The sequence below is a fragment of the Sphingobium sp. FW306-1B-F04DB genome, assembly GCF_058781925.1.
Genome location: NZ_JBYSXE010000014.1, coordinates 18,207 through 31,976 on the forward strand (window position 1 = coordinate 18,207; position 13,770 = coordinate 31,976).

16 protein-coding genes are annotated in these 13,770 nt (G+C 65.9%); 9 read left to right on the forward strand and 7 right to left on the reverse strand.

The annotated features are described in order from the left end of the window. Positions 1-6 precede the first annotated feature (6 nt). Positions 7-1,794, forward strand: a complete 1,788-nt coding sequence (locus AC3WJD_RS08905; RefSeq protein WP_492746250.1) for a monovalent cation:proton antiporter-2 (CPA2) family protein — start codon at positions 7-9, stop codon at positions 1,792-1,794. A 4-nt stretch (positions 1,795-1,798) separates the two neighbouring features. Here the strand turns inward: AC3WJD_RS08905 and AC3WJD_RS08910 are convergent, their stop codons facing one another. The 3 genes from AC3WJD_RS08910 to AC3WJD_RS08920 all read right to left on the reverse strand — a co-directional run bounded on the left by AC3WJD_RS08910 (position 1,799) and on the right by AC3WJD_RS08920 (position 4,087). After that, the gene (locus AC3WJD_RS08910; RefSeq protein ID WP_492746251.1) at positions 1,799-1,978 is read right to left on the reverse strand and encodes a hypothetical protein; all 180 of its coding nucleotides are present in this window, start codon (positions 1,976-1,978) and stop codon (positions 1,799-1,801) included. Positions 1,979-2,138: 160 nt separating this feature from the next. Continuing rightward, positions 2,139-3,089, reverse strand: coding sequence for a helix-turn-helix domain-containing protein (locus tag AC3WJD_RS08915; RefSeq protein WP_492746252.1), 951 nt, complete (start codon positions 3,087-3,089; stop codon positions 2,139-2,141). A 149-nt stretch (positions 3,090-3,238) separates the two neighbouring features. Beyond that, positions 3,239-4,087, reverse strand: coding sequence for an oxidoreductase (locus AC3WJD_RS08920; RefSeq protein ID WP_492746253.1), 849 nt, complete (start codon positions 4,085-4,087; stop codon positions 3,239-3,241). A gap of 312 nt (positions 4,088-4,399) precedes the next feature. Between AC3WJD_RS08920 and AC3WJD_RS08925 the strand changes: the two genes are divergently transcribed. The 3 genes from AC3WJD_RS08925 (at position 4,400) to AC3WJD_RS08935 (ending at position 6,235) form a co-directional block, all read left to right on the forward strand. Continuing rightward, positions 4,400-5,212: an SDR family oxidoreductase gene (locus tag AC3WJD_RS08925; protein ID WP_492746254.1), complete on the forward strand. Its 813-nt coding sequence runs from the start codon at positions 4,400-4,402 to the stop codon at positions 5,210-5,212. A gap of 67 nt (positions 5,213-5,279) precedes the next feature. Beyond that, entirely contained in the window at positions 5,280-5,693 is a 414-nt protein-coding gene (locus tag AC3WJD_RS08930) for a GlcG/HbpS family heme-binding protein (protein WP_492746255.1), read from the forward strand. 20 nt (positions 5,694-5,713) lie between these two features. Further along, positions 5,714-6,235 carry a nuclear transport factor 2 family protein gene (locus AC3WJD_RS08935; RefSeq protein WP_492746256.1) on the forward strand — a complete coding sequence of 174 codons (522 nt, stop codon included), beginning with the start codon at positions 5,714-5,716 and terminating at the stop codon, positions 6,233-6,235. A 50-nt stretch (positions 6,236-6,285) separates the two neighbouring features. Here AC3WJD_RS08935 and AC3WJD_RS08940 read toward each other — a convergent pair whose 3' ends face one another. Then, a complete protein-coding gene (locus tag AC3WJD_RS08940; protein ID WP_492746257.1) occupies positions 6,286-6,870 on the reverse strand; it encodes an FMN-dependent NADH-azoreductase in 585 nt (194 codons plus the stop codon). 128 nt (positions 6,871-6,998) lie between these two features. Here AC3WJD_RS08940 and AC3WJD_RS08945 point away from each other — a divergent pair, with 128 nt between their 5' ends. Next, positions 6,999-7,337 (forward strand): winged helix-turn-helix transcriptional regulator, encoded by a 339-nt coding sequence (locus AC3WJD_RS08945; RefSeq protein ID WP_492746258.1) that lies wholly within the window; start codon positions 6,999-7,001, stop codon positions 7,335-7,337. Positions 7,338-7,375: 38 nt separating this feature from the next. Further along, positions 7,376-8,020: a glutathione S-transferase family protein gene (locus AC3WJD_RS08950; protein WP_492746259.1), complete on the forward strand. Its 645-nt coding sequence runs from the start codon at positions 7,376-7,378 to the stop codon at positions 8,018-8,020. A 2-nt stretch (positions 8,021-8,022) separates the two neighbouring features. Here the strand turns inward: AC3WJD_RS08950 and AC3WJD_RS08955 are convergent, their stop codons facing one another. Then, positions 8,023-8,895 (reverse strand): LysR substrate-binding domain-containing protein, encoded by an 873-nt coding sequence (locus AC3WJD_RS08955; protein ID WP_492746260.1) that lies wholly within the window; start codon positions 8,893-8,895, stop codon positions 8,023-8,025. A 96-nt stretch (positions 8,896-8,991) separates the two neighbouring features. Between AC3WJD_RS08955 and bla the strand changes: the two genes are divergently transcribed. After that, positions 8,992-9,921 carry a class A beta-lactamase gene (bla, locus tag AC3WJD_RS08960; RefSeq protein WP_492746261.1) on the forward strand — a complete coding sequence of 310 codons (930 nt, stop codon included), beginning with the start codon at positions 8,992-8,994 and terminating at the stop codon, positions 9,919-9,921. Here the strand turns inward: bla and AC3WJD_RS08965 are convergent. After that, positions 9,893-10,831: a LysR family transcriptional regulator gene (locus tag AC3WJD_RS08965; RefSeq protein ID WP_492746262.1), complete on the reverse strand. Its 939-nt coding sequence runs from the start codon at positions 10,829-10,831 to the stop codon at positions 9,893-9,895. The two genes, bla and AC3WJD_RS08965, sit on opposite strands and share 29 nt — an antisense overlap. A 100-nt stretch (positions 10,832-10,931) precedes the next feature. Here AC3WJD_RS08965 and AC3WJD_RS08970 point away from each other — a divergent pair, with 100 nt between their 5' ends. Beyond that, entirely contained in the window at positions 10,932-12,104 is a 1,173-nt protein-coding gene (locus AC3WJD_RS08970) for an MFS transporter (protein ID WP_492746263.1), read from the forward strand. Positions 12,105-12,107: 3 nt separating this feature from the next. Here the strand turns inward: AC3WJD_RS08970 and AC3WJD_RS08975 are convergent, their stop codons facing one another. Beyond that, positions 12,108-12,572: an Lrp/AsnC family transcriptional regulator gene (locus AC3WJD_RS08975; RefSeq protein WP_492746264.1), complete on the reverse strand. Its 465-nt coding sequence runs from the start codon at positions 12,570-12,572 to the stop codon at positions 12,108-12,110. 120 nt (positions 12,573-12,692) lie between these two features. On the opposite strand from AC3WJD_RS08975, the gene AC3WJD_RS08980 reads away from it, so the two are divergent. Next, positions 12,693-13,769, forward strand: coding sequence for a Leu/Phe/Val dehydrogenase (locus AC3WJD_RS08980; protein ID WP_492746308.1), 1,077 nt, complete (start codon positions 12,693-12,695; stop codon positions 13,767-13,769). Position 13,770 lies beyond the last annotated feature (1 nt).

Below are 13,770 nucleotides of genomic sequence, written 5' to 3' on the forward strand. Positions count from 1 at the left end.
CCAGCGATGGCGAGTGAAGCACAAGGCATCGATCTGCTGCCGATCGTGGCGCTGCTCGGATCGGCGACGATCGCCGCGCCTCTGTTCCAGCGGCTGAGGCTGGGCTCGGTGCTCGGCTATCTCGCCGCCGGCGTCGTGATCGGTCCTTTCGGCGTCGGCCTGATCACCGAGTCCGAACAGCTGCTCCACATCGCCGAACTCGGCGTCGTGATGTTCCTGTTCATCATTGGCCTCGAAATGCGCCCCTCGCGGCTCTGGGGGCTGCGCCGCGAGATTTTCGGGCTTGGGCTGACCCAGGTCGTCCTGTGTTCCTTGCTGCTCACCGGAGTCGGGGTCGCAACAGGATTTCCGGTGGCGCCTTCCTTCGTCGCGGGCGCCGGCTTCGTGCTGACCTCGACCGCGATCGTGATGCGGCTGCTTGAGGAACAGGGCCAGTTCTCGACCCCGCCGGGCCAACGCATCGTCGCGATCCTGCTGCTCGAGGATCTGGCGATCGTCCCGCTGCTCGCCGCGGTCGCCTTTCTCGCGCCGGTCGCACCGGGACAAGGCGACGGCGGCAGAGTCGATCTGGCGGCGGTTGCGATCGGAACGCTGTCGATCGTCGGCCTCGTGGTCGCGGGCCGCTACCTGCTCAATCCGATGTTCCGGCTTCTGGCAAATGTTCAGGGGCGCGAGGCGATGACCGCGGCGGCGCTGCTCGTCGTGCTCGGCGCGGCCTATGCGATGCAGCTGGGCGGGCTTTCGATGGCGATGGGCGCCTTCATCGCCGGCGTGCTGCTCTCCGAATCGATCTTTCGCCACCAGCTCGAGGCCGATGTCGATCCCTTCCGCGGCATCCTGCTCGGCCTCTTCTTCCTCGCGGTCGGCATGTCGCTCGATCTCGCGGTGGTGGCTGCCAACTGGTCGATGATCCTCTTCTACGTCGCCGCCTATATGGCGGTGAAGGCGCTCGCCATCTATGGCATCGCCCGCCTGTTCCGCGCGGCGCACGCCGAGGCGGTTCATCGTGCGGTGCTGATGGCGCAGGGCGGCGAGTTCGCCTTCGTCCTCTACGCCGCGGCGCGATCGGCGGGCATCATTACCGGCGAGCAGAATGCGATCCTGACCGCGATCATCATCCTGTCGATGGCGCTGACGCAGCTCGCGATGGCGTCGCTGCGGCACCTCAGCGGAAAGACCCCGCCCGCGGAGCCCGAAAGCGACATCCCCCTGGGACTGCATGCCGGCGCGCTCATCATCGGCTTCGGTCGGGTCGGCCAGATCGCGAGCCAGTTCCTGCTCGCGCGCGGACATGAAGTGTCGATCATCGATACCGATATCGAGATGATCGATGCCGCGCGGCAATATGACTTCAAGGTCTATTATGGCGACGGTACGCGGCTCGATATCCTCCACGCCGCGGGTGCCGAAAAGGCTGGCATCGTGCTCGTCTGCGTCGACGGCGCGCAGGCGGGGACGCGCATCGTCGAGCTGTTCAAGGCGCATTTCCCGCACGTGCGCGTGCTGGCGCGCGCCAGCGACCGCGTCCACGCGCTCGAGCTCGTCCGCGCGCATGTCGATTACCAGATCCGGGAAACCTTCGAATCCGCGCTCGTTCTGGGGCAGAAGGCGCTGGAGATATTGGGCGCTCCCGCGGCGGATATCAGCGCCTTCACCCAGCGCATACGCGAGCGCGACAAGCAGCGGATGAAAATGGAAATGGGCGGCGATCAACTCGCCGTTCGTGCGCTTTTCAGCGGCCGCGCCGAGAAGGCGGCGATCGATCTGGGGGATCGTCCGACGCGGCGGGAATGATTGCTTACAGCCGCCGCGAGACAAGTACGCACATCATGACGACGAGCGCGAGACCCGCACCCCGGAGCCCGTAGCGGGTCACGAGCGTGATGACGATCTCGGCCTTGGCGCGGGTCAGCAGCAAACAGCTGATCAGCGTCACGATCCAGTTCGCCTGCTGTCCTGCGATAAGCCGGGCTGTCACTTGTCTTCTCCCGCGATGCCGAATTGACATTGCGGTTGTACGAAGCCGGCGCGGGTGCCGCCGTCCGGCGCTTTTCGCCGCTGTCGCGGAATTGCGGTGCTGTGCTCAGATGGCGTGAAGGTTCAGGAAAATGGCCGCCGGAACGATCGTCGGCCGTGGCCTAGAGCCGGCGACGATACTCGGTCGGCGTTACCCCGGTCAGCTTGCGGAATGCCGCGGCAAAGGACGAGGGCGTCTGGTATCCAACGGTTAGCGCAATGTCGGTGACGGGCAGTGCGGGATCGGACAGCAGCTGGCGCGCACGAGCGATGCGCTGGCCCACCAGCCATTCGTGCGGCGTTCGCCCCGTTGCCTGCCGGAAGGCCGTGCAGAAATGAAAGCGGCTCAGGTTGACCTGCGCCGCGAGCTCGTCGAGGCCGATCTCCTCCTCCAGATGCTCGCGCATATAGCTGGTGACCTTCTTCACCTGCCACTCGGCCAGTCCGCGGCGCGGCGCCTCGATGGTCAGCGCGCCGAAGGAGGAATGCCCTCGCACCAGCTGAGTGCAGAGCAGGTCGAGCGCCTGTTCGACGAAGAGCCGCGATGACGGTTCCTCGACATCGGCCTCGCGCGCGAGCATTTCCATTACGCGCCCGGCTACGGGATCAGTGAAGCCGACGCGCCCGATCAGCTCGATCGACTTTCCGTCGGTGAGCTGTTCGGCCACCGATTGTAGCCGCTCGTCGGGCAGATAGACATGGCTGACCTCTATGGGCCCCGCAATGTCCCACCGGCCGTCATGCCCGCCCGGGATCAGCGTGATCGTGCCCGCGCGCGTGCGCGACGCGATGCGCTCGCCATCGGTGCGCCAGACGATGTCCTGCTCGTCATTGCCATAATAGGTCATGATGACATGCGTGGAGAGGCCCGGCAGCGTGTCGTGCAGCTCGCCGTGCGCCCAGCGTCGGGTCAGCCGTGTCTGCCCGCGCAGCACCTGATCGGCCATTGCGGGCGGCTTGTCGAGGATACGTCCGATTTCGCGTGCGGCGGCAGGTTCGCCCGTCGTCGACGTGTCATCGACCGCGACTTCGAAGACGCGTCCGTTCGCGAAAGTGGCGCGCAATCCATCCAAGACAGGAGCCTTTTTCAAAGACAAGCCGCACGGTGCGTGCGCGGGACTATATGGGAAGCGGCCGTCCCGCGCCAGCGCGTTGGTCGCGTGGAACGCCGCCAAAAGGAGCCGGGAGGCCCGCCGATCTCGGGCCTCCCGGCTTGCGGGGCTCAGGCCGCAGCGGTGGCTTCGGTCGCGAAATCGGTCGAGATCGAAACCGCGCGCCACGCGTCGAGAATGGCCGCGTCGGACTGATGCTTGGCCTCGATCGCGGCGACGGTGTCGCTGCCGAGCGGCAGCCGGACCGGCGGATTCTCGGCATCGGCGAACTTGACGAGCACCTCGGCGAGCTTGTCGGGATCGCCCGGCTGGCCGTGGTTGAGATCGACCGCAACCGAGCGGACCGCGCCCGCGGTGCCGTTATAGTCGTCGATGCGGTTGAGGCTGACCGTAAGCGAGCTTGAATCAAGGAAGTCGGTCCGGAAATAGCCGGGCTCGACCACCGTGACATGGATACCCAGCGGCGCGAGTTCGTGGTGCAGTGCCTCGGACAATCCTTCGACAGCGAACTTGGTCGAGCAATAGACCCCGAAGCCCGGACCCGCACGATATCCGCCGATCGACGAGATGTTGAGGATGCGCCCCGAGCGCTGGTCGCGCATATAGGGGAGCACCGCGCGGGTGACCGCCAGCAGGCCGAAGACGTTGGTGCGATAGAGCGCCTCGACTTCGGCGGACGTCGCTTCCTCGACGGCGCCAAGCAGGCCAAAGCCCGCATTGTTGAGCAGCACATCGATGCGGCCGAAGCGCTCGAAAGCACTCGCTGCGGCGGCGCGGGCCTGGACTTCGTCGGTGACGTCGAGCGGGACCGCAAGCAGGTTGGGATGGTCGCCAAGCGCCTTGATGACGGTAGCGGCGCTGCGCGCGGTGGCGACGACATTGTCGCCCTGCGCAAGCGCAAGCCGTGCGATCCGCAAACCAAAGCCACGCGACGCGCCAGTAATGAACCAGGTCTTCATGTGTGTCCTTCCTCATGCTTGGTTGACGAGGTCAGACTATGATCGGGGGCCAGTGGGCGCCGTCGCACGATTTCGCCCACTATCGCAATCTTGCGACAGCGGTGGATCGCGTCGCGATTCACCACAGCAACGACATGGACTCCCGCGTACGCGCGAGCGCCGCAATGCCCTGATTGTACAAAATAAATTTAGCCACTCCTCGATCGCAATATCGCGACAATCGCCGCAACGGCTCGACGGCGTGGCCTCCCGCTCAGGGCTAACTCTCTCTCATCGGACGCAATCGAGCGTCCATCACATGGGAGAATTGAAATGACCAAGACGATCCTCATCACGGGTGCTGCTGGCGGCTTCGGCAAGGGCGCCGCCATCGGGATGGCCAAGAACGGCCACAACATCATCGCGACCGTCCATGTCTCCTCGCAGGTAACCCCGCTGCGCGAAGAAGTCGCAGCGCTCGGCCTCAGCGACAAGATCTGCGTCGAACGCCTCGACCTCACCGATCCCTATGACATCAAGCAGGCGCTGAAGTGGGATTTCGACATCCTGTGGAACAATGCCGGCATGGGCGAAGCGGGCCCCGTCTGGGAAATTCCGCTCGACCTCGTCCGGAAGAATTTCGAGGTCAACGTCTTCCTGCCGCTGCAGCTGACGCAGGGCGTCGTCCAGCGCTGGGTCCGCGAGGGCAAGGCCGAGGGCAAGAAGGTCGTCTTCACCTCGTCGATGGGTGGCCTCTTCACCCCGGCGAACTGGGGCACCTATGTCTCGACCAAGCATGCGCTGGAATCGGTCGCCGAAGCGCTCCAGCAGGAACTGGCCGCCTATGGCATCAAGATCCAGACGATCAATCCCGGCGCCTATTACACCGGCTATAACGAGACGATGGCGGACAACCCGTTCCGCTGGCTCGACGATGAGGTGAACTTCACCAGGCGCGCCGATCTGCGGAAGGGCTTCGACGACTTCTTCGCCACCCCCGAAGGCAAGATGGACGCGCAGGAGATGATCGACCGCATGATCGAGGTCGTCCCCGCCGACGAAGGCAAGTTCCGCAACGTCATGCCCAAGGCCATCGAGGACATGCTCAAGCAGCACCAGCTCGACGCCTGGGAAAACCGGATCTGAACCCCTCCCCCTGACCGGCCGCGGCCTCCCCTTCCGCGGCCGGTTCTTCGTTCGAAAGGAATTTCGCATGAGCATCACCCAGGCCCAAGCCGACACCGCCATCGCCGCCGCGCGCAACGCGGCCGAGGCGATCGGCGTGCCGATGAACATCGCGGTCTATGACAATGGCGCGAACATGAAGGCCTTCGCCCGCATGGACGGCGCCTTCCTCGGTTCCGCCGACATCGCGATGAACAAGGCCCGCACCGCGGCGCTCTTCGGCTTCAACACCGAGGCGCTCTACGACTTCGTCAAGCCGGGCGGCACCTCGCCGGGATTCGATCGCACCAATGGCGGGCTGATCGTCTTCGCGGGCGGCATCCCCGTCCATGACGCGGACGGCCGGCTGATCGGCGCGGTCGGCGTCTCGGGCGGCGCCGTCGATCAGGACTTCGAGGTAGCGCGCGCCGCTGTGGCCGCCGCCGAAGCACAGCTTCGCTGAATCAGGAAAGGAACCGGATCATGAACATAATCAAATCACCCTTCCGTCTGTTTGGTCTTGCCGCTGCAGGCGCCGCAGCGATGCTGCTGGCGCAGGCCGCCGCGGCCCAGGAAACGTCACGAGCTGCGGAAGACCGCAACCGCGCGCTGGTCCAGAGCAGCTTCGACGCATGGCGGGATGGCACGGGAAGCCCCTATGACCTGCTCGCCGAAGATGCTGAGTGGACGATCACGGGCAATTCTGCAGCGTCGAAAACCTATCCCGGTCGCGAGGCGTTCATGAGCGAGGTCATTCGCCCGTTCAATGCCCGCATGAGCAGCCGGCTCGTTCCGTCGATGCGGAAACTCTATGCCGAAGGCGATACCGTCATCGCCTTCTTCGACGCCCGCGGCACCGCGCGTGACGGTGAAACCTACGCCAACACCTATGCGTGGTTCCTCGAGATGCGCGACGGCAAGATCGTCAAGGCGAACGCCTTCTTCGACAGCGTCGCGTTCAACGATTTCTGGACTCGGGTGAAGCCTGAAGCGCCCAGGCCCTGATCTCGCGAGAAAAATGCCGGCATCTCGCGTGCGAGTGCCGGCATTTTGCATCAAGCGGCCGGCTGAAGCCCGGTCGACAGCTGTTCGTCGAGCTGGGCAAAGGCGCGCGCCAGCGCGGATTCGCGCTGTTCACTGCCAAGCGCGAGACCTTCAGCAACGACGAACTCGGCGTCACCAAGCCCGATGAAGCCGAGCACCGCGCGCAGATAGGTTTCGGCGTGCTCGACGCTCGCCGCCGGGCTGCCTTCGCCATAAAGTCCGCCGCGCGACAGCGCGACCGTCACACGCTTGCCGCCGGCAAGCCCCGTGACGCCTTCGGGGCCATAGCTGAACGTCTTTCCTGCGATGGCGATATGGTCGATCCAGGCCTTGAGCTGGCTGGGAATGCCAAAATTGTACATCGGCACGCCGATCACCACGATATCGGCGTTGAGGAATTCGTCGAGCACGCCTTGCGCGTGCGCGGACGAAAGGCCCTCAAGCGTGATGTGCGCAAGCGGCTCGGCAGCAAGGTCTCGATATGTCACGTTGATGTCCGGATGAGCTGCCTTGAGGCGCGCCACGGCGGCTGCGCTGATCGTCCGGCTGGCCGAACCGTCGGCCTGGATACTTGAATCTATGTGAAGAAGGTTCATCTGGGTTGCTCGCTTCGTGTTTCAGGTCCGAGCTAGCTATGGATCCGCCCCCAACGGGCCAAGAACGCATATTTTTGAGGTCTAGTCATATGGAATTGACCGGCAGCCAGCCTTCGCATGGCGAATGCATGAAGGTGGGGGAAATTATCGGCCGGATCGGCGATCGATGGACCTTGCCCGTCGTCGTCACGCTGCGCGAACAACCGCTCCGTTTCAACCAGCTGCGCCGCGCCATATCGGGCATTTCGCAACAGATGCTCACCCGCACACTCAAGACGCTCGAACGCGACGGCATGGTCACGCGCACCGTCCGTCCCAGCGTTCCGCCCCAGGTCGAATATGCGCTGACGGAGCTCGGCCATTCGCTCGCCGACGCGGCGCTGCCGCTGGGGAGCTGGGCCGCTCAGCACCTGCCCGAGATCGACGGCCACCGCATGCGATACGACAAGAGCGCAGAACTCGGCTAGCTTCACCACCCCTCCCCGATTCTGGTGACGATGGACGCATGACCGACACGCCCACATCCGCCCGTCCCACGCTCTATGGCGCTCCCGGCTGGGGCTCGACGCTGGTCGAGGCAATGCTTGCGCTGGCAGGCGTCGAATATGACTTCGTCGATGTCGAGGGCTTCGACGAACCCGGCCCGATGCGCGACCGCATCCTCGCGCTCAATCCCCTCGCCCAGATCCCCGTGCTGGTGCCCGAGGATGGCGTGGTGATGACCGAAAGCGCGGCGATCGCGCTGTGGCTGTCCGAGCGCTTTCCCGAAAGTGGGCTCGCGCCGCTGCCCGGATCGACCGAACGCGCGCGCTTCCTGCGCTATCTCGTCTGGCTGGTCACCAATGTCTACGCGACCTTCACCTATGCCGATTATCCCGAGCGCTGGGCGCCGGGCGACGCCGACACGCTCAAGGACACCGTGATCGACTATCGCAAGCGGCTCTGGCGCTGGTTCGAGGGTGAAGCGCAAGGCCCCTGGGTGCTGGGCCAAGGGATGAGCGCGCTCGACATCTATGTCGCGATCATGATCCGCTGGCGACCATATCGCGCATGGTTCGAGGTCGAGGCGCCCGGCCTCACCGCCATTGCCGACCGCGCCGCCGCGCACCCCGCGATCGCCCCTGTCCTCGCGCGCAACTTCCCGGCCTGACCTCAGCCACGCGCGGCGGCTTCGCCCAGCCAGTCGCGGAACCGCTCCATCGCCGGTGTCAGCGCGCGCGTCTTCAATCGCGTGAGCCAATAACCCCCCCTCACCACCTCGGCTTCCAGCGGCCGCACCAGCCGCCCCTCGCCCAGTTGCCGCGCGAACATGTCGACCGGGAGCAGCGCGACCCCTCCCCCCGCCTCGGCGGCGAGCGCCATCGCAAGCGAGCTGTCGAACACCGGACCGCGGATCGTCGGCAGCGCCGCCCCCGCCTCGCTGAACCACAGCGTCCATTCGTCGAGGCGGTAGGAGCGCAGCAGCGTCTCGCGCGCCAGATCCGCGGGCGCCGTGATCCGCGCGGCCACGGCCGGACTGCACAGCGGCGCGAAGGGCGCGTCGAACAGCCGCTCGGCCTCGGTGCCGTGCCACGCGCCGTCGCCGAAGCGGATCGCAAAGTCGAGCCCCTCGCCTGCCAGATCGACGCGGTTGTTGTTGGTGAGCAGCCGCAGGTCGATCCCCGGATTGGCGTCATGGAAACCCTGCAGCCGCGGCATCAGCCAACCCACCGCGAAGGTGCCGACCACGCCCACCGTAAGCACCTGGTGGAACCGTCCGTCGGCGAAGCGATCGAGCATGTCGCCGATCCGCGCGAAGGATTCCGCGACAACGGGCACGAGCGCCGCGCCCTCGTCGGTCAGGGCGAGCCCGCGCGGCAGTCTGCGGAATAGCGTCACGCCTAGCCGCTCCTCCAGTCGCTTCACATGATGGCTGACCGCGGCCTGCGTGACGTAAAGCTCCAGCGCCGCGCGCGTGAAGCTCAGATGGCGCGCCGATGCCTCGAAGGCGCGTAGCGCGTTGAGCGGCAGATGCGGCTTGTCCACGATAAGATCCAAAATTTATTATGGTCAGAGCCGATTTATCGTCGTTTGCGGCCCGCCTGCCAAGCCGGCATTGTCGCCGCGAAGGGAGATGACGCGATGATCGAAAGACGGCGGGCGCTCTGGATGCTCGGCGGCGGCGCGGTTGCGCTGGCAACGCTGGGGTCGTCCACACTCAGGGCAGGAGTTTCATCCAAAGACAATGGCTTTGCGGCAGACGGTTTTCGTCGCCGCATCGCTGGGATTGAAGCAGACAATGGTGGCAGGCTGGGTGTCGCGATCCTCGATACCGCCAACGGCGCTCGCTTCGGCTGGCGCGGCGACGAGCGTTTCCCGATGTGCAGCACCTTCAAATTTATATTGGCGGCGGCCACGCTCGCGCGCTGCGACCGGGGGCAGGAAAGGCTCGACCAGCGCATCACCTACAAGGCCGCCGATCTCGTCGCCCACTCCCCCGTTACGAAGCAACATGCCGACGGGCCCGGCCTGACCGTCGCGCAACTGTGCGAAGCGACGATGACGACGAGCGACAATACCGCCGCCAATCTGCTGCTCACGGCGCTGGGCGGGCTCAAGGCGTTCAACGCCTTCGCGCGCAGCCTCGGCGACACGCACACGCGGATCGACCGTATCGAGCCCTGGCTCAACGAGGCGATGCCCGGCGATCTGCGCGATACGACCACACCGCTCGCCATGCTTGGCAATCTCCACCGGCTGTTGCTCCGATCGCCGCTCACGCCCGCCTCGCGCGACCTGCTGACCGCCTGGCTCGTCGCCAACAAGACCGGGGATACGCGGCTGCGGGCTGGCGTGCCCGCCGACTGGCGCGTGGGCGACAAGACCGGCGCGGGCGAACGCGGCACCGTCAACGATATCGGCATCCTCTGGCCTGCGAACCGCGCGCCGATCCTCGTCGCCAGCTACCTCACGGGCAGCCCCAAACCTTTCGAAACCAACAACGCCGTCCACGCCGATGTCGCGCGAGCCATCGCCGAGGTGGTCAGACCGGCCGTTCGAGCGGATCGGTGAAGCGCGCGCCGAAGCGGACCTGTTCGACAAGAAAATCGAGGAAGACGCGAACCCGCGCGGGCAGCTGGCCGCGCTGGCCGACATAGACGGCGTGGACGTCCTCGCGGTCGCCGGGATTATAGGCCTCGAGGATCGGCACCAGCCGGCCCGCATCGATATCGGTCTGGATATGGAAGCGTCCGTGCCGTGCGATCCCCGCGCCCGCGAGCGCGAGCCGGTGCGAGGACTCGCCGTCGCCTACCAGTATATTGCCGCGCGCGGGCACGGTGCGCACGGCGCCGTCGACCAGAAAGGGCCAGCCCTCGAAGCTGCGCGCGAAGTTGAAGCCGATCCGGTTGTGCCGCTCCAGCTCGTCGGGCGTCCGCGGTATGCCGTGGCGCGCCAGATAGTCGGGGGCGGCCACCACCGCCGCACCGCTCTCGCCGAGCTTGCGCGCGATAAGCTGCGACGAGCGCAGCGGGCCGACCCTGATCGCGACATCGGTGCGCTGTTCGTACAGGTCGATCACCTGGTCGGTCAGCGAGATATCGAGCGTCACCTCGGGGTAGCGTTCGGCAAAACGCGGGACGAGCGGCAGCAGATAGGCGAAACCGAAGGGCAGGTTCGAATTCACGCGTACGCGGCCGCGCGGTGCGCTCCCCGCCGATGCCTCGCGCTCGGCCTCGTCGATGTCCGCGAGCACCTGCACCGCGCGATCGTAGAACGCCACACCCTCGGCGGTCAGGCGGAGCTGCCGCGTCGAGCGGTTGACCAGCCGCACCCCCAGCCGTGCCTCGAGCCGCGCAACCAGCTTGCTCACCGCTGAGGGCGTCATGCCCAGTGTGCGCGCGGCGGCAGAGAATCCCGTCTCTTCGACGACGCGCGTGAACACCTCCATTTCGCCCGAGCGGTTGGTGTCCTGCCTCGCCATGATGAATTGACCTCACAAATGATTTTCCTTCCAGCCTTCTAATTCATCACCGACGCGCGCGCTATCTCCGCGGGCCAAACCGCTCTGCAGGGGAAGTTCCATGCCCATTGCCGTCTATGCCCTCACCGCCGGAGCCTTTGGCATCGGCACCACCGAATTCGTGATAATGGGGCTGTTGCTCCAGATTTCCGCCGATCTCGGCGTCTCCATCTCCGCCGCCGGCCTGCTCATTTCGGGCTATGCGCTCGGCGTGTTCGTCGGCGCGCCGCTGCTGACGCTCGCCACGCGCAGCCTGCCGCGCAAGACCGTGTTGATCGCGCTGATGCTGATCTTCACCGCGGGCAATATCGCCTGTGCGGTGGCGCCAGACTATACAACGCTGATGGCTGCGCGCGTCCTGACCTCGCTCGCGCACGGCACCTTTTTCGGCGTCGGTTCGGTCGTCGCGACGGGACTCGTCGCCCCCGAGCGACGCGCTTCGGCGATTGCGATCATGTTCACCGGCCTCACCGCCGCGACGCTGCTCGGCGTCCCCTTCGGCGCCTGGCTCGGCCTCGCTGCAGGCTGGCGCGCGACGTTCTGGGTCGTCGCCGCGATCGGCGTGGTCGCGACGCTGATCCTCGCGCTCTTCGTCCCGCGCGCCGATGCGCGCCACGAAGCCGCGCCGCTGCGCGAGGAGTTCGCGGTGCTTGCGCGCCCGCAGGTACTGCTCGGCCTTGGCATGACCGTGCTCGGCTTTGCGGGTGTCTTCGCGGTATTCACCTATATCCAGCCCATCCTGACCCGGATCACCGGCTTTTCGGAAGGCGCGGTCTCGCCGATCCTGCTCGTCTTCGGCGGGGGGCTTGCAATCGGCAATCTGCTCGGCGGCCGCTTCGCCGACAAAAGGCTGATGCCGTCGGTGATCACGACGCTCGCGGCGCTGGTGGGCGTGCTCGCGCTGATGAGCTTCGCGATCCATGGACAGGTTGCCGCGATCGTCTTCACCGGCCTGCTCGGCATCGCTGCCTTCGCCACCGTCGCCCCGCTCCAGATGCGCGTGCTCGAACAGGCGGGCGGCGCGGGTCAGGGCCTCGCCTCGAGCCTCAATATCGCCGCCTTCAACCTCGGCAACGCGCTTGGTGCCTGGACGGGGGGCGCCACGATCGATCATGGCCCCGGCCTTGGCGCGGTTACCTGGGTCGCCGCCGCGATCACGCTTGGCGGCCTCGCGATCGCGCTCGTCAGCGCCCGGCTCGACCGGCGCGCGCCCGCGCTCCTCCCCGCGGCCTGATGGTCAGAGCGGCAATTCGGTGGTCGCCTTGATCTCGGACAGCGCGACCACCGAATTCACTTCCTGCACACCCGGCACGCGCGACAGCTTCTCGAAGAAGAAGCGCTCATAGGCGTTAATGTCCTCGGCGACGATGCGCAGCAGGAAGTCGACCGGGCCCATCAGCACGAAGCATTCGAGCACTTCGGGAAAGCCGCGGATCGCTTCGGAGAATTCGTCGAGATGCGTGCGCCCGTGTGCCGACAGCTTGACCTGCGCGAAGATTTGCGCGTTGAGCCCGACCTTTTTGCGATCAAGCAGCGCCACCTCGCTGCGGATATACCCCGCCTCGCGCAGCCGCTGCACTCGCCGCCAGCACGGTGACTGCGACATGCCAATGCGCTCGGCAATCTCGGCGGTCGACAGCGTCGTGTCGCGCTGCATGATGGCGAGAATCTTGCGATCGAAGGCGTCAAGAGCGTCTTGCATTAATCATTCCATTTATCGCGGTAATGAGCATAAATTTAGCTACTATTATCCAATATTGGCAAACTTAGGCAAATTTTTTGACATATTTCATGATAATCCTTCCGTCGAAGGAGTAGCATGATGACGCAGTTCCACCCCATAGGCGACACGCCCCCCGAAGAAATCCGTCTCGTCGAGGACGCGAAGGGCGCGCTCATTGGCGTGATCGTGCTCCATTCGACCGTGCTTGGCCCGGCCGCAGGTGGCTGTCGGCTCTGGAACTACGCCAGCAGCGAGGCGCTGACGATCGACGCGATCCGGCTCGCGCGCGGCATGACCTACAAGAATGCGATGGCGGGCCTGCCCTTTGGCGGCGGCAAGGCGGTACTCCAGCGTCCCGAGGGTGCCTTCGATCGCGACGCACTGTTCGCCCGTTTCGCTCAGGCGGTCCAAAGCCTCGACGGCGACTATGTCACCGCCGAAGATGTCGGCACGGGTGTCGCGGACATGGAGCGTGTCCGCGCAGGCACCGCGCATGTTGCGGGGCTCAATGCCGAGCCCGGCATGGCGGGTGGCGACCCTTCTCCCTGGACCGCGCTTGGCGTGCTCGAGGCGATGCGTGTCGCGGTCCGTGCACGGCTTGATCGCGACCTGGCCGATGTGACGGTGGCAGTGCAGGGCACGGGCAATGTCGGGGGACATCTCTGTCGTCTGCTGGCTGCCGAGGGCGCCAGACTGATTGTCGCCGACGCGGACGAACATCGCGCGCGGGCGCTCGCGGCCGAGGTAGGTGCGCGCGTCTTTCCCGCCGCCGCGATCCTCGAGGCCGATGCCGACGTCTTTGCCCCCTGCGCACTCGGCGCGGTGCTCGACCCGACGACAATCCCGCGGCTGCGCGCCGCGGTCGTCGCGGGCGCCGCGAACAACCAGCTGGCGACCGAACAGGACGGCGCGCTGCTCCACGCACGCGACATCCTTTACGCACCCGATTATGTCGCCAATGCGGGCGGGATCATCAACGTCGCTGCCGAATATCTGGGGGAAACTGCGGATCAGGTCGAGAGTCGCGTGCGCGCGATCGGGCCACGGATGGCGGCGCTGTTCGAACGCGCCGTGCGCGAGTGCCTGCCGACCAACATCGTCGCCGATCGCATGGCGCGCCAGATCATCAGCCAGGCGTCGGGCGCCAAATATGCCAGCCTCGACGAGGCGGCCTGAA